General features: G+C 45.8%; 15 protein-coding genes. 4 read left to right on the top strand and 11 right to left on the bottom strand.

Annotated features, from left to right (window positions below; translation table 11 throughout):
* The first annotated feature begins 211 nt into the window (after window positions 1-211).
* Window positions 212-4,039 carry an S-layer homology domain-containing protein gene (locus ABXR35_RS08835; protein WP_367058342.1) on the top strand — a complete coding sequence of 1,276 codons (3,828 nt, stop codon included), beginning with the start codon at window positions 212-214 and terminating at the stop codon, window positions 4,037-4,039.
* A gap of 182 nt (window positions 4,040-4,221) precedes the next feature.
* On the opposite strand, the gene ABXR35_RS08840 is transcribed toward ABXR35_RS08835, so the two are convergent.
* Window positions 4,222-6,594: a helix-turn-helix domain-containing protein gene (locus ABXR35_RS08840; RefSeq protein ID WP_367058348.1), complete on the bottom strand. Its 2,373-nt coding sequence runs from the start codon at window positions 6,592-6,594 to the stop codon at window positions 4,222-4,224.
* A gap of 630 nt (window positions 6,595-7,224) precedes the next feature.
* On the opposite strand from ABXR35_RS08840, the gene rsgA reads away from it, so the two are divergent.
* Window positions 7,225-8,295, top strand: coding sequence for a ribosome small subunit-dependent GTPase A (gene rsgA / locus ABXR35_RS08845; RefSeq protein ID WP_436669357.1), 1,071 nt, complete (start codon window positions 7,225-7,227; stop codon window positions 8,293-8,295).
* 178 nt (window positions 8,296-8,473) lie between these two features.
* On the opposite strand, the gene murB is transcribed toward rsgA, so the two are convergent.
* The gene (gene murB / locus ABXR35_RS08850; RefSeq protein WP_367058354.1) at window positions 8,474-9,496 is read right to left on the bottom strand and encodes a UDP-N-acetylmuramate dehydrogenase; all 1,023 of its coding nucleotides are present in this window, start codon (window positions 9,494-9,496) and stop codon (window positions 8,474-8,476) included.
* 269 nt (window positions 9,497-9,765) lie between these two features.
* Between murB and trhO the strand changes: the two genes are divergently transcribed.
* Entirely contained in the window at window positions 9,766-10,659 is an 894-nt protein-coding gene (gene trhO / locus ABXR35_RS08855; RefSeq protein WP_367058357.1) for an oxygen-dependent tRNA uridine(34) hydroxylase TrhO, read from the top strand.
* A 325-nt stretch (window positions 10,660-10,984) separates the two neighbouring features.
* Here the strand turns inward: trhO and ABXR35_RS08860 are convergent, their stop codons facing one another.
* Window positions 10,985-11,482 (bottom strand): GNAT family N-acetyltransferase, encoded by a 498-nt coding sequence (locus ABXR35_RS08860; RefSeq protein ID WP_367058360.1) that lies wholly within the window; start codon window positions 11,480-11,482, stop codon window positions 10,985-10,987.
* A gap of 154 nt (window positions 11,483-11,636) precedes the next feature.
* Here ABXR35_RS08860 and xerS point away from each other — a divergent pair, with 154 nt between their 5' ends.
* Window positions 11,637-12,719, top strand: coding sequence for a tyrosine recombinase XerS (gene xerS / locus ABXR35_RS08865; RefSeq protein ID WP_367058363.1), 1,083 nt, complete (start codon window positions 11,637-11,639; stop codon window positions 12,717-12,719).
* 162 nt (window positions 12,720-12,881) lie between these two features.
* Here xerS and ABXR35_RS08870 read toward each other — a convergent pair whose 3' ends face one another.
* The 8 genes from ABXR35_RS08870 to ABXR35_RS08905 form a co-directional block, all read right to left on the bottom strand.
* The gene (locus ABXR35_RS08870; RefSeq protein WP_367058366.1) at window positions 12,882-13,430 is read right to left on the bottom strand and encodes an NADPH-dependent FMN reductase; all 549 of its coding nucleotides are present in this window, start codon (window positions 13,428-13,430) and stop codon (window positions 12,882-12,884) included.
* A gap of 73 nt (window positions 13,431-13,503) precedes the next feature.
* Window positions 13,504-14,055: a molybdopterin-guanine dinucleotide biosynthesis protein B gene (gene mobB / locus ABXR35_RS08875; protein ID WP_367058369.1), complete on the bottom strand. Its 552-nt coding sequence runs from the start codon at window positions 14,053-14,055 to the stop codon at window positions 13,504-13,506.
* A complete protein-coding gene (locus ABXR35_RS08880) occupies window positions 14,055-15,320 on the bottom strand; it encodes a molybdopterin molybdotransferase MoeA (RefSeq protein WP_436669358.1) in 1,266 nt (421 codons plus the stop codon). Before ABXR35_RS08880 ends, mobB begins: the two co-directional genes overlap by 1 nt.
* Window positions 15,321-15,874: 554 nt before the next feature.
* On the bottom strand, window positions 15,875-18,619 hold the full coding sequence (locus tag ABXR35_RS08885; RefSeq protein ID WP_436669359.1) for a beta-mannosidase: 2,745 nt from the start codon (window positions 18,617-18,619) through the stop codon (window positions 15,875-15,877).
* A gap of 271 nt (window positions 18,620-18,890) precedes the next feature.
* Complete coding sequence (locus ABXR35_RS08890) at window positions 18,891-19,652, bottom strand: DUF4247 domain-containing protein (protein WP_367058375.1); 762 nt, start codon at window positions 19,650-19,652, stop codon at window positions 18,891-18,893.
* Between the two features lie 12 nt (window positions 19,653-19,664).
* Window positions 19,665-20,180 carry a DUF4178 domain-containing protein gene (locus ABXR35_RS08895; protein WP_367058378.1) on the bottom strand — a complete coding sequence of 172 codons (516 nt, stop codon included), beginning with the start codon at window positions 20,178-20,180 and terminating at the stop codon, window positions 19,665-19,667.
* A 69-nt stretch (window positions 20,181-20,249) separates the two neighbouring features.
* Entirely contained in the window at window positions 20,250-20,654 is a 405-nt protein-coding gene (locus tag ABXR35_RS08900) for a DUF350 domain-containing protein (RefSeq protein ID WP_367058381.1), read from the bottom strand.
* Between the two features lie 215 nt (window positions 20,655-20,869).
* On the bottom strand, window positions 20,870-21,538 hold the full coding sequence (locus tag ABXR35_RS08905; RefSeq protein ID WP_367058384.1) for a PspA/IM30 family protein: 669 nt from the start codon (window positions 21,536-21,538) through the stop codon (window positions 20,870-20,872).
* Between the last annotated feature and the right edge of the window lie 223 nt (window positions 21,539-21,761).

Here is a 21,761-nt window from a genome sequence, read left to right on the forward strand (position 1 = left end):
CTTCAAGTAGCATCATTAAAGATTTCCAGCAAATATTTTGTTTAAAATATAGTTTGCATTTTTTTAGAAGAAATCAAGCTTTGTACAGAAACATAAAAACTTGTATCAAAGATTTTCAAAAAAAAGACTTATTGAGTTAATAAAAAGTAACATACCTACCGATAATATATTTGCGGAAACAAGATTAAATATGCAATAAAGGGGACAGCATATGAAAAAATGGATGATCTTGTGTCTGGCAGCTTTGATCGCTTTGCCGGGCACAGCAGTAACGTCTGTGTATGCCGATGACAATACATCGAGCACAACGACAAGTAATACAAGTAACAACGAAACATCCAGTAACAACAGCACCGTTACATCCAACACCTACTCGACGGAAGAGTCTTCCACTTCCACCGAGAACAGCACTACCTCTACTTCTGGTGGCGGCGGGGGCACTGCTACTACGAATGCAACAACGAACAAACCGGTGATTTCCTTAATTGACGATGCGAGTGTCCGCATGAAAGTCGGCACTTCATTTGTTGATTCTGGAACGACTGTACAGGATGATGTATACAATGACCTTACCGCAAAGGTAACGTATACACTGAATAGTCAGTCGGTTGATGCAATCGATACGAACACAGTAGGTACGTATGTGATTCACTACAACGTAACTACTCCAGATGATCGTATCGCGGACGAGGTTACTCGCACAGTAAACATTGTTGCAGTAGGCGACTATGTGGATCTGTCGACGATTTCGATACCGTCTGCATACGGTATGGCTCAATATGGAGATTATGTATATGTTGCACAACGCCAAACAGGTCTTGCTAGAGTAAATCTGTATAGTGGCAAAGTAGAAACCATTGTCAGCTCGGGTAGTTCTTTTATGGCAGTGGCACTAAATACAGACGGTGACCTGTTCTACACGGTTGACAGTGACCGTAATATCTACAAGGTGAGTCACACCGATCTTCAGAATCTGCCGCTGAGTGAGAGCAGTTTTAATGCGAAGAAAACGGTCTATTACTATGCAGCCAATTACAATTACATCTATGGGTTGGCGATAGATGCGCAGAATAATATGTACTTTTCGGATTATACGACCAAATCCATTCTAAAACTGCCGCAAGGTTCGACAACGCCTGAAGTGGTATTAAGCAACTTTACCACCTACTTTGCAAGTTTTACGATTGATCCATTAGGCAATCTGTATATGAGCGGTGGCGGAGATTACAAGCTGTACCGTATCAATGCAACTACACTAAATTCCCTGCCTGTTAGCTCGTCGAATGTAACCGATATTAGTAACAATAATTACTATGGTGCATACGGAATGTTCTTTACGCCTGATGGCTCATTCTATGTAGGTGCTAAGTTTAAGAAAAACCAAGAAAACTCAGTGTCGGTAAAAGCACAACTGAGTTTGAATGGCAAAGCAGAAATGTCCGTCTATCAAGGAGAGACATTTGTAGATCCGGGTGCAAGCGTTGTGCCTGACATCGTGACTCCAACAGTAACGTACATGTTCAATGGCTCACCTACACCAAGCATTGATACAAATGTAGTAGGTACGTACACCATTCACTACGCTATACCAGCAACATCGCAGTACGATGCCCAAGAAGTGACGCGTACTCTTACCGTTCAGGCAGTACCTAGCGAACTTACCAAAGTACAAATGAATCGTCCATTTGGATTAGCATATTACAATGGCGATGTATATTACACCGATTACGATCGCGGTATATACAAAGTGTCGACTACCACATTCAAAACAGTGAAACTGTTCGATTCGTATCAAATTGTTGCGATCGCTCTTAACAAACAAGGCGATTTGTTCTATACCAAAGTATCTGACAATACAATTTATAAATTAAGTAGTAAATATGTGCGTTATAGCGCAGAAGGTACGTTGAATAAAAGCGACTTTGAAGAATATAGCCGCCAATACTACACTGTACCTGTAGATGAATCTACCAATGATGGTATTAGCATCAATGGCTTGGCATTTGACAGCCAAGATCGCCTATATTTCAATGCTGTATCGCAAAATGAGATGGAAATTTCCGGTTCCAAAATCTGGCGTCTTCCTGCTAATTCGACAGACAATGTAGAGCTGGTAGCTACTTATCCAGTATCTACGCTGGGTATGACAATTAGCCCATATGGTAACTTGTATATCAATGTGAATGGAAGAAACGGATTTGAACTGTATGAAGCAGATGCAGCATTGCTGAATAACGTTCCCGTATCTACCAATCAATTCAGAGCATTAGGCAATACAAACTATGCGTATGGCATCATGTTCCTGCCTGATCTGACAGGGTACACTAGCTCTGTTCAACCGGCTCAAAACCTGACCAAATTGAACTTCTTGGACAAAGATTATTCCATTCCAGAAGTACAAGATATTCCGGTCAGCAACGTGTCATTGGATCAGAACACCCTCAATCTCAAGAAAAATGGTTCTTCTCAAACATTGACAGTAAACATCATGCCTGACAATGCAACTCATACTGAATTGGTATGGAAAACAAGCAATCCTCAAGTTGCTACCGTCAAAGATGGTGTAGTCACACCAGTTGGCAAAGGAACAGCGACGATTCTCGTGTATGTTGCGAATCAACAGGATATGTTTGCCGAAGTCAATGTAACGGTAAAAGATTCCGACAAAACGTCTTCTTCCAGTTCGAATGACCTGAAGCTGAGCGTGGATGATGGAAAAGGCAAAAACACCGTTCCTTCGACTGCAAGCGTATCGCGTTCGGTACAATCAAACGGTCAAATGCAAGATCAGATTACATTCGATTCCGCAGCAATGCTGCAAGCGATCAATACTCTGAAAAGCGCTGCACAGCAAACGGTTCGCCTCGTTGTTCCAGATGCAGCAGATCAAGTGGCTCAAACCGATGTAACCTTGCCACTAAACGTATCGCAGGATTTGAAAAATACGGACATGAATCTTGAAATCAGCACCAACGATGTGAAGCTGTCCGTAGCACCATCTTCTCTGAAGAATGTAAACAACGATCTGTACTTCCACTTTATTCCGCTGAAAACGACAGCACAGCAAAATGCCGTAGCTGCTCGCGCGAAGCAGGAGCAAATCGTGAAAGACGCGCTGGGTAATGGTAGCATCTCGGTAGTCGGTCGTCCGATGACCATTGAAACCAACCTGCAAAATCAGCCGGTACAACTTGTTATGCCAGTTGATAACAGCGTCATTCCAACCAATGCAGCAGATCGCGAACAATGGCTGCAACAGCTGCGTATCTTTATCGAGCACAGTGATGGTGATCGCGAGCTGGTTCAACCAACGGTTGTGTCTTATGGCACGAATGAAACAGGTCTGCAATTCACTGTTAACAAATTCAGTACGTTTACGATTGTCGATATGGATAAGCTGAATGCTTCCAATACGTCAAACTCGACGACAACTGGCAATACCAATTCTGATAACGGAACAAGCGGTACAGTGAAACCAGCCTATATCCAAGGCTACCCTGACCACACGTTCCGACCAGATCAAGGCATTACGCGTGCCGAAATGGCATCCCTGCTCTACCGTCTGCAAGCAAGCGGTGGTACAGGAACAGCCGGTACAGTGAACTATAGCGATGTATCGTCCAGCTTCTGGGCAAAACAAGCCATCGACGTGATGCAATCCAGTGGTCTGATGAAAGGTCGTACAAGTACTACCTTTGCACCAGCTCAATTGATTACACGTGCCGAAATGGCTGCTATTGTTAGCCGCTGGCAAGGTCTGAGTGGTACAGGCAGCTCGTTTGCTAGTGATATTAACGGCAACTGGGCAGAAACGGATATCAAACGCGTTGTAACCGCTGGTCTGATGCAAGGTATTACACCTGCAAGCTTCCAGCCAAACCAACCATTGACCCGTGCACAAGCAGTGACAATCCTGAACAAAATTCTGGAGAAAACCGCTAATCTGTCTGCTGGTACGACTTCGTGGAAAGACGTCCCGTCCTCCCACTGGGCATATAGCGACATCATGGAAGCTTCTAATTCCTATTCGCTGAAATAAGCCACTCTACCATAGATCAGGTAAGCCAGTAAAAGGCGAGCAAGAGTCTAGATGTAGATCATAGCAATGACGAGTAAAATGATGGTGTAACCAAAAAAAGGCAGTCCTTATAATGGGGCTGCCTTTTTTGATGTGAATATTTACATTCTGCCTGTCTACTTCGTGGTTCTGTTCTACGTAGCTCATGAAATGGAGTCGCGTACCTGCAAGCTATCTTCTCCCTCACTACCATGATGCAGCTTGCGATATTGACCCGGTGTACAGCCCATTTCCTTTTTAAATTTACGGATAAAGTTAGCCGTATCCAAATACCCTACCCTCACAATAATATCCTTGAGCGGATCATCCGTTTCCGTAATCTGACGAATCACCTCATCTCGACGTAGCTGCCAAATATATTGGGAGAACGTCTGCCCTGTCTTATCCTTGAACGTCCGGCTCAAATACGAACTCGAAATGGAAAATTGCTGCGATATGGCTTCCAGACTGAGCGCATAATCGCAATACTGCTCATGCACATGCGCAACCACTCGATCCATAAGCGATACCTGTTCGGTTTCCTGCTTATGCTCGGCACATGCGCAGATACGTACAGCCAATTGCTGCAAGCGTCCTTCCAGTTTCTCTGCCGTTTCAAATGCCGACAACTGAGGCATATCACGCAGACTCCCTAACAAGCCTGCATCTGTCGCAGCACGTAGCACCGTATTGAGCAGATCAAACAATATACATCGCATCAGCGGCAATGGTAGCGACTCACTATGCACGCCTGTCGTGATCACATGAATCATATGACTCGCAACCTGAATATTCCCCTGCTTCAAGCTCTGGGACAGCTTCAGCAGCGATTCATTACTAATCCAGTATTGCCCGCTGCCTTGACGATCGTCTTCGTCATGCAATTGATTAAAATAAATGACAGTCGCATCGTCCCCACTCACCCGATATTCCATCGCAGTGGCAGCTTCGATAAACGATTGGTTGATCGCTTCCAATTGCTCATACACATTACCTACACCTACATTCGGACGCGTGCCATAATGCTTGTACACAATATCGCGCACCGCTTCCACAATCCCAGTCATACTATCGGCTGCTGTATCCTCATCCTGCGGCTGCCAGCAAACGGCAAGCGCTAATCGATTGCTGGATGAGTATTCCACGCCATACACGTGGGCAGATAATGCTTCCAGTTGCACCTCGCTCAAAATGTCCGGCAGCGTCAAATAAGGACTATATGTTTCATCCAGCAGCTCCACATTGCTCTGCTCTGACGCTGATTCGGGACGATGAGCGATCAGAGTATCACCCGACACGATCATGACAAAATAACGTTGACCCTCTTCCCGCAGTCCCAAGCCGTCGATCAATCGCGCCGTCTCTACATCATCCGGCTGTCCGTGCTTCATCAGCATCAATAGACATTGATGTCGCACATACGGCTCCTGTAAGCCGACACGATCACGGTAATCCAGCAGGGTCTGGCGAATCCATGCCCATTCGTTATTTAGCGGCTGTGTAGACGCTTTGCCACTTGAGGAGGTGGTAGAACCACTGCGACTCTGAGCGAACTCCACGAGATCGCGTAGCGGACCGTATTGGCGTCTTGCCAGCATAACCGCTACTGGAATACCAGCCAGCGCTACCAGTGCGAAGATTAGTACAATCAGCGTCTGCACATGGAAGATACGGCTAAAGAACTGATCGCTTGGCATCGTGGTGACATATGTCCAGCCGTTTTCCTCTGATTCCACGGCTACGACCGACTGCTGCTTGCCGTTCAGCTCTAGATTATGAATACCGGACTTTAGTTCTGATAGTTTGCCCAGCTCTAACGGTGTGGGCGGTGTATCATGATTATTAGTCGTCAGCACATGACCATTATTATCGAAAATATAACTGTTGCCCTTGAAGTCGCTCAATACCGAATCCATCATACCGGTCAGGCGCGATTCATTAATCAAATACACCACGGTTGCATACGGATACGCATCGGTCGGCTTGATCGGCACCATATGTACCAACATCGATGATTGGCGCGAATTGACGCTCACTTCTTCCGCAGGACGCGTGAGAGGATACTTGATTTCGTTCAGATCACGCCGGATCGCCTGCTGATCCCAACTCGTAAATCTATAGGTTTTACCGAAGACCACATTCAGCCCGCTTAATCCATCCGACGAATAAATGACTGAATCATTGTGAAAATACAGCAGCAGATCATCCACAATCGCACTATTGGCACGATATTGATCCAAGCGCCTAATCGCTTCGCTGCTATAATACGGATGCTTGACCATATAGCGAGTCAGACTGTTGTCATAGCTCATCCGAATCGCAATATCACGTAGCTCTGTCATCCGCCCATCAATTGTCATCCGCACCTGATTGAGCTGATTCACATTGGACTGCTCAATCTCAGTACGTAGACTTTTAACAGCACTTTGATAAATAAAAATAGTAATCACAATCAGCGGAATCAGAAAAATAAGCAAATATGACACCATATAACTCCGCTGCAAACGGGAACCTGAGCCTGTACGTTTAAACCTCATCCGTCTCCTCCTCACGCGCCTTTATCCGCAACAAACGGTAATGGCACCAATGAATTATGGAATACGCAACAACGTGATCGTGGTTGTTGATCGGAAATGTGGAACAAAGCTTACTGTTTCTGTAAATGATTGTGATTATTCGCAAATGACGTTCCATCCATGAAAATGTTCATAACATTACAATGATTGATTTTACAAAACGAGAACATGATTAACCCAATTGTAACTTATTTTCGCTATCTGAAAAGGCTTAACTTTAGTTGAATGCCAAATTTAGTACTTTTTGATCACCTTTTCCTAACGTAGCATTTACACAGTCTGTTGCAAAACAAAACATATAGGAAAAGTAATCCTTAGCTATATGAGCGAAATATTGTATTTGTAAGGATTGTAATACAGAAAGGAATGACTTTTTCCAATCATTCTGGTATGATGAACACGAAATCCCAACAGAAAGGATGATGATCATGAGAACCTTTACATTTTTTCGTAGCCGTCCGACGCCCTTGACCATTTCTGAATTGGGAGCCATGACCGGATAACGTATCATATGCTCCCTTACATCCAAAGGAGCTAATCGAATTGAATACAAATACGAATACCAATAGAACTACAAATACCCACGCCATCATGCACGACTATGGATACAATGATCATTTTGCCCGCGCGTTTCACGAACTAGAGCAAGGTACACCACTGATTCCGGCGCGAGTAACGGCTGTATTTAAGCATGTGCTGCGCGTAGTCTCCGCAGATGGCGAGCAATTGGCACGTCCGAAAAGCTCTGCCTTTCGTGATGCGCTACGTACCGAACGTCCGGCAATTGGCGATTTTGTCGCATTGGAGAGTCATCCGGGCGATACGTCGCTGATCCATGCTGTTCTACCGCGTCAGACGCTGTTCTTACGTGATGATCCAGACCCGGATGAGCAGCAGCAGGTGGTTGCAGCGAATTTTGATTATTGTTTTCTCGTCAATTCAGCCAATAATGACTTCAACATTAATCGATTGGAGCGCTATTTAACCATCGCTTGGAACAGCGGTGCCAATCCAGTCGTTGTGCTAACCAAAGCAGATCTAGCGGACAATCTGTCTACTTATCTGGATGAGCTAGAAGCCGCGGCGCTTGGCGTACCGATCTTCGCTGTAGATAGTCTGAGCGGCAACGGATTTCCAGAGCTGCGCGCTCTGCTCTCCCCTGGTCAAACGATTGTGCTACTTGGCTCGTCAGGTGTCGGTAAATCGTCACTGGTCAACGCTTTAGCTGGCGAGGAAAAAATGAAAACGAGCGGTATTCGCGAAGATGATGCGCGTGGTCGTCATACAACGACGCACCGCGAGTTGCATCTGCTGTCTAGTGGTGTCATTGTCATTGATACACCGGGTATGAGAGGGCTTGGCGTAGGTCAAGCTTCAGAGGGGTTAGAAGAAACCTTTAGCGATATTGAAGCGCTGGGCGAGCATTGTCGATTCGCCGATTGCTCGCACGAAAACGAACCCGGCTGTGCCGTACAACAGGCATTAACCGACGGAACGCTTTCCTCCAAGCATTATATTAACTGGCAAAAGCTCAAACGTGAGATCGCCTTTAATGAGCGTAAACAAAACAGCCAGCAAATGCGTCAGGATAAGCAAAAGTGGAAAGCAATCACCAAAGCCCATAAAGCGAACAAAAACAGTCCCAAAAAAAGCCTAAGATAGCATCTGCTTGGACATATTGTTGGAATGTAGTCATGCAAAAAGCTTCACTTTCTCTACGCGGTTCTCAGAACCAGTGGAAGAAAGTGAAGCTTTTTAGGTATCGTACGCTATGAACGGTTTTATCATATTTGAACCGTTATATGGTATGTTAACGGTTATACTGCCTGTTATTGAAAACTTACAAAATGACAACTTCCGGCTCCGGTACAAAACCAAATCGTGCATCTACCTTTTCCTGCACCAGATGAATCAGATACAGAATATCGCTAGCCGTTGCGCCGCCAGTATTTTGAATAAAATTACCGTGATGCGGTGAAATACGCGCCTGTCCATGCTGTGTACCGCGCAATCCCAGCTCGTCCACCAGCTTACCAGTCGGTTGACCGAAATCGTAATTATTTTTGAATACCGACCCACAGCACGCATGATCAAAGTGGTGCTTACCGCCGCGATCTTCGATCACATCATGAAATGCTTGCGGAACGGTATAGCCTGCTGCTTCTAGACGTGGAATCCAATTTTTGTAATAGGCAAAATATTCTGGTAAGATCGATGACGCGATGCTCGACTCTCTCATCTCGCGCATAATCTCATCCCACTGCTCCTTTTCAGGCAGCGTGTAATCCCCGATATGCAGATCCGCACCAACAATGATCCACGGATTTTGCTGAAAAATGGACTGCTTGTACGCATACTGACATTGCTCTACACCAATCTGCTGCATGCCCTTTTCCGGGTGCATCACATCAATATAATACACACGCTCCAGCAGACCACTAATATCGTGTTTAAAATATTTGGCATTCATATAAATGCCCGCCCCCATCGTACCCGGTAGCAAATACGTAAAATCCATTCCTTGTATACCGGTCATCACACCAATCAGTGCTAGCCAAGTCATCGGCACCCCTGCCGAGACGAATAGCCGATTTGTAGAGAATTCGAGTTCTACATGGCGCTTGAGCGACAGGAACAGCATATCGTCCTGTGGCTGATCTGGGAACAGTATATTAGAGCCCATACCGAACCATTTTACACCCAGTCCTTTTTGATGACTGCCTTCCAGCAGTGTGACCAGTTCGGCAGTCGTTGCAGGCTGTCCCAGATGCCGTGCAGTGCCACCAATTTCATAGGTCGAATAAGGAGCCAGACTGGCATTCAGCTGGCATAATTGATCAAATTGCAATGTGTTCACATTCATCGTAACCCCTCTGTTCATACCCCAAATGTTTGCTTCTCTCTTTTACGTATTGTTCACATGTATATTCCAATTGCCAACAATCGGCATCTTACCTATTATAGATAAGCTCGACTGAAAACCCAAGCATAAAAAAATAATAATTTTCTCATTTTCATGACTTTTTCAACATATTCATTGACTATGCCTGTGAACAGGCGTAAAATTTTAAATTGCGATTATATAAGATTCACGTGTATGCTCTACCCATTTTTGAATAAAAGGTGATAATTATGTCTACAAGTCCATACCGGATTTTGTTGTTCTATAAATTCGTCAACATTGATGATCCGGAAACATTAACCGCTGAGCATTTGCAATATTGCAAAGACCTCGGCATCAAAGGTCGCATCCTGATTGCGCCTGAAGGCATTAACGGTACGCTGTCCGGCACATGGGAGCAAACCGAGAAGTACATGCAGGATATGCGCGCAGATGCACGCTTTGCCGATATGGTGTTCAAGATCGACGAATCCGAAGTTCATGCCTTCAAAAAGATCTTCGTGCGTCACAAGCAAGAATTAGTAACTTTCCGTCTGGAAGAGGATGTGAACCCGAACGATCTAACCGGTACACATCTGTCGCCAAAAGAATTCTACGAGCAGCTGCAACGCGATGATGTCATCGTGATCGACGGTCGCAATGATTATGAATACGATATTGGTCACTTCCGTGGTGCCATTCGTCCGGGCGTCGAATCGTCCCGCGAATTCCCAGAATGGATTCGTGAGAATCTGAGCGAGTTTAAAGATAAAAAGATTCTGACGTATTGCACAGGCGGCGTACGTTGTGAGAAACTGTCTGGCTTCCTGCTAAAAGAAGGCTTCAACGATGTAGCCCAGCTGGATGGCGGTATCGTAACGTATAGTAAAGACCCGGAAGTGCAAGGTCGTCTGTTCGACGGCAAATGCTATGTGTTCGATGAGCGCATCTCCGTTACAATTAACCATACCGACGAGGATGTAATCGTTGGAAAATGCTTCCACTGCGAAGATTCGACTGATCATTATGTGAACTGCCCCGTTTGTAACTTGCAGCATATTGTTTGCGATAGCTGTGAGGACGAGCATGAGCACTATTGTTCAGATGCTTGTCGGGAGAAAGCGCTGGTAACGGCGCAGAAATAAAAGTAAGATTTTGATGGAACGATGAAGAGTGTACGATTGCTGCGGTGCAGTGATCGTACACTCTTTTTGGTTTGTGGGTAGCGCGTTCGGTTGCAACAACTACTCTAGAAAGAAATAAGAAAACGGAACTCCGGTGAAGCCGCGGGAATCTTTGCAATTGGAAAAGAATAAAGATTCCCGCCGCTCTAAAGTCGTTCCTTTTTCCTTATTTCCTTTCCTACGTTGCGTATATTCAGCTATGCTATATATTCAGCATGCTTTTCCACCAAAACAATAACACCTTGAGCTTTATATTCGCTCAAGGTGTTATTATTTTATACTGAATTTACATCATACGATTGGAATGGAAGTATTGGCTTGGTCCGCCGTGATCCAGTTCGAGCTGTTCGCGGTAGTTGTCATTGGTGTATTCGCCAATGATACGGCGCCAGAACGTTTGGGCGGGGATATTGGTACTGACTTGAGTAACTTTCCAGCGACCGGGATAATGGTCAAACAGTTGGTTTGCTGCCCATTTCCCAACACCGGCGCGTCTGTATTTGTGTAGGACGAAAAATTCAGTCATATAATAGTCAGCGGCTTCACCGGCTCCGAGTCGGTCAACAAGTGCAAAACCAGCGATATGATCGTCGGAATAGATGAGATATGGAAATTTGCGTCCGGGGCGGCTCCAGAATTCGTCAAGATCGGGGTATTCGGGAAAGCGTCCTTTTTCATTTAATTCGATATTCAAATAATATGTAAAATCATATAGATAGAGTTGCATCATTTCACGAATAACTTTCTTTTTGCTTCTTGGTACCAATTCCAGCGATAGCGTCATGATCGCCCCTCCGTTGTATGTCAGTCGGTGTGTGTACACATCCAGCACATGAAAATTTTGGAATTTATATGATGCTTTCCCTCTACTATATAACGGAGATGCGCAAGGAAGCAAATCATTATGGTACAATCGAATTATGAGGTGAGACAACCATATGACTATACAGAAAATCACGGATCGCCGCAAGCTGGATGAGAAGCTACCGTCCATGCCTTGGTATGTAGAGCAGTTTATTAGCTACAAGCTGCCTGACCTATCGCCATCCACATTGCTGGAATACATACGGGATTATGAATCCTTTTTTGGCTGGCTGATTGCGGAAGGATTATCTGCGGCGACGTCGTTCAAGGATATTCAATTGCAGGAGCTGGAAACGCTACGAATGGATGATGTGACAGGTTATCGTCTGCATTTGACGACTCGTGTGGAGGGTGCGAATGCGCGTGTAACCGTATCACGTAAGCTCTCAGCTCTCCGCTCGCTATTTCATTATTTAAGTCAGATTGCCGAGGACGATGACTTTTACCCTCTGTTAAAACGCAATATCATGGCAAAAATCGAACTCAAACGGCTACAAAAGCCCAAGGATACTGCTGCCAAGCTAAAAGGCAAAATTCTGGAGGATGAGGAGCTGCTAGAGTTTGTCGGCTATATTCTCGAAGGACACCGCGAAACCATTGCCAACAATAAGCAAGCTTTGTATTCGTATGAACTCAACCGAGAACGCGATGCCTGTATTGCTAGTCTAATTCTGAACACTGGACTGCGCGTATCCGAGGTCGTGAATTTGAACATGAATGATCTGGACCTGAATCAGAAAATGCTATATGTATCGCGCAAAGGTAATAATGACGAGACATTCAAAACGCCAGTTTATTTCCGTGAGCAGGCGCGCGATGAACTGCATACGTATTTGCAGCTGCGTGAGACGCGTTATCGTACGCCGCGCAATGAATCGGCATTATTTGTTGCCAAGCCGAATGGGCACTCATCCGGCAAACGCATGACCAAACGCGCGATTCAGGCGATGATTATCAAATATGCCACGCATTTTGGTAAGCCGTATCTGACCGTACACAAGCTCCGACACTCCTTTGCTACCGATTATTATTTGCAAAATGATATTTATAAGACAAAGGAACAGCTAGGTCATGCTTCGACTGAAACGACGGAGATTTATGCGCATCTGACGGATAAAACGATGTCGGAAGCGATTGAACGTCGCAGCGATCAGTAAGGCAGTTCAACTAATCAGCATGCAGATATGCAAACAACAGATCAACAAAAATAGATCAATAAAAATACCGTCCTGCGTTTCCTTAGGAAAGCATAGGACGGTATTTTGCTTATAGCCGTAATACAACTTGGGAACGATTATCGTTCGGTTGATGATGCTAAATTATGCTTCTTTTGCGTTCGTCAATTTCACTGCCAGATCGATAAATGAAGCAACTGCCGTACGAATCCGCAGCTCCACACCCTCATCTGCTGGATTGCCGTCCTGATCGAATTCGCGCTGTGCGCCACCGATGGAGATCCATTCTGGGCAGTTGATTCCGTGCAGATTGCGCACGATGGTTTGCAGATGAAGCAGCGAAGCAGTACCGACTTGACCACCTGCAGAATTGGCTGCCAGAACGACTTTGTTGTTAAAGGATTCGCTATTGAGGAAATCAAGCGCATTTTTCAGTACGCCGGACAGAGAACCGTGATACTCCGGTGTTGCCAGTACAAGCGCATCTGCACCTTTGGCAGCAGCGGACAGCTTCAGTACTTCCTCATGACCGTACGCTTCACCCGGACCGTATAATGGCAATGGATGCTGTTGTAGATCGAATACTTCCGCTTCATGCCCCTGCTCTTTTAGCAAACGAGCGATATATTCACACAACCGAGTTGTTGATGCTTCCGGGCGCGTGCTTCCTGCGATCAGTGTTACTTTTACCATGTCAATCTCCTCCTGCGTTGTATAATTTCTATTTGTTCACATGCGCTTGATCATCCTTCTATAGTACGGAAAATCAGGATTCTATGTAAGCATTCAATAACGTGAACAACTCCATAATACCATCTTTTCCAGATGGAATAATAGGTATTTGCTTCATATTTAAAAAATGGGTGGCGATGTTCTCTGATTGCAAACGTGCATAAATCCAGTGCAATGCCGTTACCTGCTCCAACAATTCTAGCCCCGAATCATCCGCCACAATAACGACCTTCGGATAGGGTTCCCTTTTAAATCCTTCCACAAGAATCAGATCATACGGAGGATTGCCAGTCTGCGCTAGCTGCTGAATTAGCTCATCCAGTGATGTCGATTGCTGCGACAGAATGGCAGTACGAGACGGCGAGGTGATAGCCACCGCTGCCGCACCTGCTTCAGTGTGAGCAAATGTATCGGTGCCTTCGTGATCCATTTGAAACTGATGAGCATCATGCTTGATCACGGCGACCCGCTTGCCCGCTGCTGCCCATAATGGAAGCAGCGAGGTTACAAGTGTCGTTTTGCCAGCATTTTTGTAGCCTACGATCTGGATGACAGGAATAGAGGGCTTCTCCTGATGACTACTCATTAGCGCGCCAGCCTTAATACTTGGACATTCGTACCGGCAGGCAAGGTTTCGCTCGTCGGTGGAATGATGATCAGGCAATCGCTATCCTTGATCGTTACCATCACATTCGATTCATCCAGCAGTGCCGGATAAGCAACCAGCTTGCCATGATGTGCTTCCAGCCGTCCACGCACAAAACGGGTAAAGCTGTTAATTTTCACATAATCTCGTCCCAGCTCTGCTTGCCACTCTGGTAAATAGCTATCCTGACTGCCCATCATCTGACGAATAGTTGGACGTACTAACAGCTCGCAACCAACAAAGCAGGCGCCCGGATTGCCAGATAAAGCGAATAACAGCTTACCATCCTTAACAGCACAAGTCGTTACGCTGCCTGGACGCATCGATATTTTGTTAAACAGCATCTCAACCTCATCGCTACGAACAAGGTCGCCCATAATATCATAGTCTCCTACGGATACTCCTCCGCTGGATACGACTAGATCATATGTTTCCAGTGCACTCAGCATCACGCCACGTGCTAGTTCCAGATTGTCCTCAACGGCTCCCAATAGATGCGGTTCACCGCCTGCCGCTCTAATTTGCTCCGCTAGCATTAGCGAGTTACTGTTACGAATTTTGCCCGGCTCGATCTCGTCCTCCACATTCAGCAGCTCAGTACCCGTAGAAAATACGGCTACTTGCGGGCGACGATATACCGTTACCGTATGTACGCCAAAGGTTGCAAGTACACTCATCTCCCCTGCTCCGATTACATTGCCTTGCTCCAGCAGCACATCGCCTTGTTGAACCTCAAGTCCAATCGGCGTAATGTTGCGTCCACGCTCCACCTGACGCTTAATACCGACAAAGACTTCTCCCTGCTCGGTACGCTGTTCCGTCATTTCTAGCATCACGACAACATCTGCACCGTCCGGCACCATCGCCCCCGTCATAATACGCGCTGCATGACCGGATGTAATATCTACAGATGGCGTATAACCACACGGAATATTATCGACCACCTTCAACCAGATCATCTGATCGCTAGACGCATGCTCCAAATCCGCTGCCACCAACGCATAGCCGTCCATACCGGAACGACGAAAATGAGGATAGGGGTGCGGTGCCGTTACCGTTTGCGCTAAAAAGCGTCCGCCTGCTGTATGTAACGGAATCTGTTCTGTCGCCGCTGGTTTCACATAGGCAGCAATTTGCTGCTGTGCGGCAGCTGGTGTAATCGGTTTGCGCTGAAATTTGGCGCTATCTAGTGATGCTGGCGTCATGCCAGTTGGTTCTGATTCGGATTGTGCTGTCATGGTTCTATTCCCTCCAAATGGGTGTGTAAAATGTCGTTTTTTTATCGTTTACTAACAGATAAACATGCCGAGTGCATCAGTCTGACTCGGTATCGTATTTTTCATTTATAACGCAACTAGGGTACACATGCAAGTAAACAGACAAGGAATGGATAGAGAATGGTTGGTATGATGGTATATGTAGGAGATTTGCTGATAGGATTCGTGTCATTTTTATTATTGACTAAGAGGTGGATAGTTTAAGATGAGATGGTTGACCTTTACTACATATGTTCAGTGAGTTAGACGTAGGTAGGTTGAATGTGATCTAAATGTGCATAGTACGAATCACTTATTATTGTGAATTATTCATGTATTGAATTTTTAATTTTCGTACTGATCTATTAAAAATAATCAGATCGATCAAACATATGGTTGGTTGGTTGGTTGGTTGGTTGGTTGGTAACATACTTCTATTTTTATAAAATAAAAAACAGGCATCTACAGCTTCTTCCTGTAGATGCCTGTCTATTCATGTTCATTTAACTCTCTTGACACTCCACATTCCAGCCACTCACCTTCAACGTATCCCAAAGAATTGGCTTGCCATGCGGATGCTCTATGTGAACGATCTTGCGCTCACCTGGTAGCAGATCAAAATAATTATCGCTCCATCGCAGCCTACCCTGTTGCAGCTCGACCGTTACCATACGCGCGATAACAGCTCCGTTATTAATCACAACCTGCCCCTGCTCTGCATCAACCTCAACGCTCAACCTCGCTGCAGGAAGCTGTAATTCCTTTGGTGAACGGAGATAATATCGATTTTCTGGTACATTCGGATGATTGGACTTCAGGATTACAATAACCTCATTGGCACTGACACCACTCGAACTGTCTGATGGTTGCAAAATCTGTTCTTCCGATACGCTCCCTAGCTGCAAGGCTTCGTTAGCTGGCACATTTCCCTGAAATGACCGGGAATATATCACTTCACCCTTCCATGTCATCACGTCCAATGTGACCGTCATATCCAGTATAGACAACGTATCATTCACAGCCCAGATATGCAGCGGCTGTCCCGGCTCATGATCCAGCGATAACAGCAATGGATGATAAAAGCGCTTCGCATAATAATACGCTGCTTTGGGCAGTAATTCATAGTCGATAATCGACCAACTTGTGCCAGGCCAGCTATCGTTCAGTTGCCAGATCAGGCTGCCGCTGTTCCGATGCTTATGACGGCGATAGTGCTCAATGCCATACTTTAAACCTTCCGCCTGCGTGAGCATGGAATAGCGAATATACTGCTCCATATTTTGCGGAATGCCAGTATATCCCTCCATCAGCAAAATGCCTTTGCGATGATTCGTATCCTTGTTCCGATATGCCATCTCCTGACTGCCCCAGTAATATTCATCCTCTGGCACATAACGAGATAAAGTATACGGATTGGCAGCTGCGTGCATGCCAAACTCGCTGCTGAACAACGCCATATCCTCCTTATAATGCGCAAAGCTCACTCCCTCGATGCTATAATCCAGCAGCGGCGCTTCTCCATAGCTGCGCGGATACACCGAGCCATGCCACACCTGCCAATTGTGTCGATCACCGACATTTGGATCGTTGACGTCATTCCCTCCATACGGCGAAGAAGGCCAGTACGGACGATACGGGTCCAATTGCTCCAATATATCTGGAATCCATTCGTGATAAATAACTTCGCCATAAAATGGACTTTGAATGTCTCCACCCGCTGTTTTCATATCGTATAACCAATCGATCTCATTGTTACCACACCATAACGCCAGCGATGGACGATTGCGCAATCGGCGCACATTATCCTGCACCTCTGCTTGCACATTGTTCATAAAATCATGATTGAAATCTGGGAATAACGCATTCGCAAACGCAAAATCCTGCCATACGAGAATGCCCAGTCGATCACAATAGTCATAAAAAATATCCTTCTCATAAATACCACCAGCCCATACACGCATCATATTCATATGTGCCTGCACTGATAATTCTAGCAAATCACCATATCGCTGCGATGGAATAGAACCGATCAGATTGTCCGCCGGAATCCAGTTGGTTCCCTTAGCGTACAGTCGAACCCCATTCAATACAAACGCAAACAATGGCTGTCCTTGCCCATCATCCAGCTGCAATTCTAGCGTACGGATACCAATTTGCTGTACAGATCGATCTATCTCTTGTCCGTCCTGCGTAGACAACCTCATGTCCAATTCATATAAATAAGGATCGCCCAGATCATGCGTCCACCATAGCTGGGGCGAAGGAACACACAATTGCGAATGGAGCGGAAGTTCATATGCCTTCTGTCCTCTCGTGGAATGCTCTTGTTGCGAAATGGTCACTTCCTCGCGTGCAATCTGCTGATGATCGCGGTCATATAGAGTAACGGTCCATTGCAATGCTTCTTCATCCTCATGAGCATGCCCATGTGCAGTTGTTGCATTGGTCTGAGTTGACGAGAATGTCGTTTCTGTGCCTTGGGATACAGAGGAGTTCATTCTCTGCTCATTGAAACTCGTATATCGCAGCGGACGCACCATTTCACATGTCGCTTGTATATCCACAACTGCCTGCTTGTCGTTCACTTCAGCCGTATGTACATATACATCCTGTAAACGGGCAATGTGTTGCCGCTGGATGTATACCTCACCCCAAATGCCTGCCGTGATGATACGTGGTCCCCAATCCCAGCCAAAATTCATCGCTGCTTTGCGAATCCACGGTCGCTCCTTCGTGTAAGAGGACCAATCGAACTTCTCCTTGTGGCGATGATGATCATGCAACGGGTCAAAACGTACCGCAATACTGTTCCACCCATGACGCAATAGACGCGATACATCAAACGCATACCGACGGTGCATATTGGCAGCCTGCCCAATCTCATGCCCATTCACATACACTGTCGCAAACGTATCCAATCCTTCAAACACCAATTCATGGCGCTCCCGCCGATCCGTGATCAGCTCATAATCAAATGTCGTCCGATACCACCATTCCTCCTGCTCCACCCAGCGACTCAGCTGATCCTGATGACCAAAGTACGGATCAGGAATCAGTCGATGTTGAATCAACGTACTATGTATGTCTCCGGGTACCGTCGTACTCAGCCAATATCGATCATCCAAGTTGGCAGCCGCCACTTCCAGCGGATTCATCTCTCCCTGCCGAAAATGCTGCAATCGCCACTGCCGATCTAACGTCAACTTATTTTTGTTATCTGCCTGCATTTGCCCAGCATCCAAACCCATCACCAAAAGCCCCCTCTTATGATCTGTATATCGATCTATCACCAGCAAGAAAGCGGATACATATTCTTGGTTCTTACCATAGCATATGTAGGGTACCGTTCCAAATGAAAACTTAACTTTATATACAAATAAAACCGTTACTTTACTCTACGATTCGTCTGAACGAACAGTAGGATCAAGTAACGGTTTGAATAAGACATAGCATTAGGTTTTGTATTTGGCTTAGGCTTGTATTGTGTAGCATTCAATCCATTGCATTCTGCTTACCGTTTTATCTTCGTCCACGCTTGCGTATTTTCCCTGAGCCAAAGCTCGATTTGGGTGAACTGCTGCGTGATGAGAAGAAACCGCCACTGTTATTGGATGAGCTACTACCACGGTTAATCGTTCCGCTAGACGATGGCGACCCACGATTAGAAACGTTATCTCCGTACGTAGAGCGTTTCGATCCCGACGTATTCCCTCGTTTGAAAATAGAACCGGATTTATCCACAGTTAGCGGCGGAGCTTGCTTCATATCCTGTGAGGTTGGCTTATTGTATTGTGTTTTGGGCGGGTACGTGCTCTGACTCGTATATCCTCGGTATGTACCACCGCCATATCCACCGTAACCACCATAACTGCTACCGCCGAACAATTGCTGCAATAGCGATGCCGTCAAATATCCTTGCAAAAAGCTGGAATTGTAATTTTGACGTACATACTCGGTCGAATCAACCTCAATGAGCGTATCTTGCGTTTTTGCAGGGTCACGCTGTACTTGAATTAATTCGTCCTTATATACAAGGAACATGCGCTCTGGGTCCTGCACCGACATATTTTCCGGTGTTCGCTGATCGGACAATTGTTCTGCCACCACTGGCACCGTCTGATTCGCAGCACGGTACACATAGGAGGTCGAATTGCCATTACGGCTGACCGATTCCAGTGGATAGTTGATCTTCGAGCTGCCAAATCCACAGCCCGATAGCAGCGAAGCGACCAGACTGACGATCAGAATCAGCTTAATTGTAAAAGATGAACGTTGTTTCATATGTCTTCGCTCCTAGTTAGCCCGGATGACCGAAACATCGCCATTCAGTACATATTCGCCTTCATACAGGGTAAAGCGTCCCCCCTGCCATTCAATCCGCAGCAGCTTACGATCATCCGATTGATGCATCCATACATGCTGATCGCCATTGGCTGCTCCGGGCAATACGGGCGTACGTCCTGTAGACAGTACAGATCCACTGTACTGCTCATCCAGATAATAGTCGGTGCCATCCATTTCAATATGAGTCGGTACTTCATTTGGATTTTCCAATCCACCGTCGATTGGAGCATACAGCGCATAACGCAGTTGCTCACGCGATTCCACATGCAGATACACGATGTTGGCGCCATCTTGCAGCGTCAGCATCACTGCATTGCGTGCCGTATTTCGCGCAGTGCCGACCACTTCATATGTAATCAGCGATACTTCACATATATCGCCAGCCTTCAAATCCAGCGGTCCTTTTTGCGGACGCGGTGCTTCCGGCTTGGAGATCAGGTTGCTAATTCGTTTCCACAGTCCCATGAGTGTGCCTCCCTTTCTGTACTTGTGATCATCTATTTACATTCTTTGTATCGTTCATGTATCCATGATTTACAGCGAAGCGGAAATAATAAATGCGCCAACCAATTGCAGCGCGCCACCAAGTAATCCATGTCCGATCAAGCCTTGGCGTGTGCCTTCATCCAGATCCAATCCAGCGATCTGTTTGAGCAGTAAACGCGCCAGCTGTTCCAACACCAGCAAAATGACAAACGATACGATCGATACAAGTACTGCTTCCCACAGACTCCACGATGTATTAATCGATACCGACAAAATGTATCCCTGTGCGAATAGCTTCATCACCAGTCGAATCGCTACCGCCGTATTGCCCGCCTTGATCTCGGCAATGTCTTTGTATTTGGTAAAAAAGGAATCCAGATACATTAGCACACATAACAGCACAGCGCCTACACCGGTCCATACGAGAATTTGCAATATAATATCCCAGTTCATGTCGTTTCCAGCCTCCAACAATTCGTAATCCATTCTTGTTTGTATCATTTCTTACTTGTTATGATCGATTGAATCAAAATAGCCAAACAAAAACGAAGGAAGAACCGTTATCGTTCTTGCCTTCGTTCATTATCCGTATCGTGCTGCGTATTAGGTAACGTCCATCTATACAGCGTAGCTATACGTTGACTTCACCAATGTGGATGAGGATAAAATTATTGCTTTTCGTATTGCTTCATCAGTGCAGACAGCTCGTCTTCCACTTCTTTGTTTGTACCCAATGCTTCGATTTCGTCATCGAGCGATTTGCCTTTGGCATTCATCTCGTTGCTGGCTTCGGCGCGTGCTTCCATTTGCAGCATTTTGTCTTCCATGCGCTTCATACCGGAAGCTGCCGAATCGGCACTGAAGCCGTTCATAGTTTTGTTGATCTCGGTTTGCGCTTTGGCTGCATTGTAGCGAGCTACCAGCGTTTCGCGCTTGTTCTTCATTTCGGTCAGCTGCTTGCGCATCTCTTCCAGCTTGCCGCGCAGATTGTCAGCCGCCGCTTTGTTCTGGTCAAAATTGGCTTTATATTCGTCACGCTTCGCTTCAGCGCTTTTCTTCTCTTCCAGCGCACGACGAGCGAGATCAACATTTTGAGCTTGAGCTGCAATATGAGCTTGCTCTTCGCGTTTTTTCACCAGTGCGTCTTGTTCTTCGTACAGCTGCTTAAAGCGTTTCTCAATGGCAATTTGGGAAGCGACTGCTTTTTCTGCATCCTCTAGATCAGCTGCCATATCACGGATATACTGATCCGTCATTTTGATTGGGTCTTCTGCTTTCTCGATCAGGGCATACACATTGGACAGCGTAAGATCACGCAAACGTTTAAAAATAGACATAACTTTGTTCCCTCCACTTAAGTAATTAAAATGCGTAATGCCAAACACAAAACCCCGGTACTGCACATCCGGTTGATTGCTATGCAGGGTAATACGGAGAAACATACATATGGTTTCAGCTTCATGTACCGTATAAAAAAAACGTACCCGCATCCTGTCTACCAGAAGATCTGTATATGGAATATGTACAATCCTATTCGTCAAGATCCATACCCCTTCAACA

The sequence above is a fragment of the Paenibacillus sp. JQZ6Y-1 genome, assembly GCF_040719145.1.
In the GTDB taxonomy this organism is placed as follows: Bacteria; Bacillota; Bacilli; order Paenibacillales; family Paenibacillaceae; genus Saccharibacillus; species Saccharibacillus kandeliae.

Bases quoted from the DNA above. Each gene is read 5' to 3' on its own strand.
- ABXR35_RS08885 (WP_436669359.1), bottom strand. From the start codon at position 18,619: ATGGGTTTGGATGCTGGGCAAATGCAGGCAGATAACAAAAATAAGTTG.
- rsgA (WP_436669357.1), top strand. From the start codon at position 7,225: ATGCACGACTATGGATACAATGATCATTTTGCCCGCGCGTTTCACGAA.
- ABXR35_RS08840 (WP_367058348.1), bottom strand. From the start codon at position 6,594: ATGAGGTTTAAACGTACAGGCTCAGGTTCCCGTTTGCAGCGGAGTTAT.
- ABXR35_RS08895 (WP_367058378.1), bottom strand. From the start codon at position 20,180: ATGGGACTGTGGAAACGAATTAGCAACCTGATCTCCAAGCCGGAAGCA.
- xerS (WP_367058363.1), top strand. From the start codon at position 11,637: ATGACTATACAGAAAATCACGGATCGCCGCAAGCTGGATGAGAAGCTA.
- ABXR35_RS08900 (WP_367058381.1), bottom strand. From the start codon at position 20,654: ATGAACTGGGATATTATATTGCAAATTCTCGTATGGACCGGTGTAGGC.
- murB (WP_367058354.1), bottom strand. From the start codon at position 9,496: ATGAATGTGAACACATTGCAATTTGATCAATTATGCCAGCTGAATGCC.
- ABXR35_RS08870 (WP_367058366.1), bottom strand. From the start codon at position 13,430: ATGGTAAAAGTAACACTGATCGCAGGAAGCACGCGCCCGGAAGCATCA.
- ABXR35_RS08835 (WP_367058342.1), top strand. From the start codon at position 212: ATGAAAAAATGGATGATCTTGTGTCTGGCAGCTTTGATCGCTTTGCCG.
- mobB (WP_367058369.1), bottom strand. From the start codon at position 14,055: ATGAGTAGTCATCAGGAGAAGCCCTCTATTCCTGTCATCCAGATCGTA.
- ABXR35_RS08890 (WP_367058375.1), bottom strand. From the start codon at position 19,652: ATGAAACAACGTTCATCTTTTACAATTAAGCTGATTCTGATCGTCAGT.
- ABXR35_RS08860 (WP_367058360.1), bottom strand. From the start codon at position 11,482: ATGACGCTATCGCTGGAATTGGTACCAAGAAGCAAAAAGAAAGTTATT.
- ABXR35_RS08905 (WP_367058384.1), bottom strand. From the start codon at position 21,538: ATGTCTATTTTTAAACGTTTGCGTGATCTTACGCTGTCCAATGTGTAT.
- ABXR35_RS08880 (WP_436669358.1), bottom strand. From the start codon at position 15,320: ATGACGCCAGCATCACTAGATAGCGCCAAATTTCAGCGCAAACCGATT.
- trhO (WP_367058357.1), top strand. From the start codon at position 9,766: ATGTCTACAAGTCCATACCGGATTTTGTTGTTCTATAAATTCGTCAAC.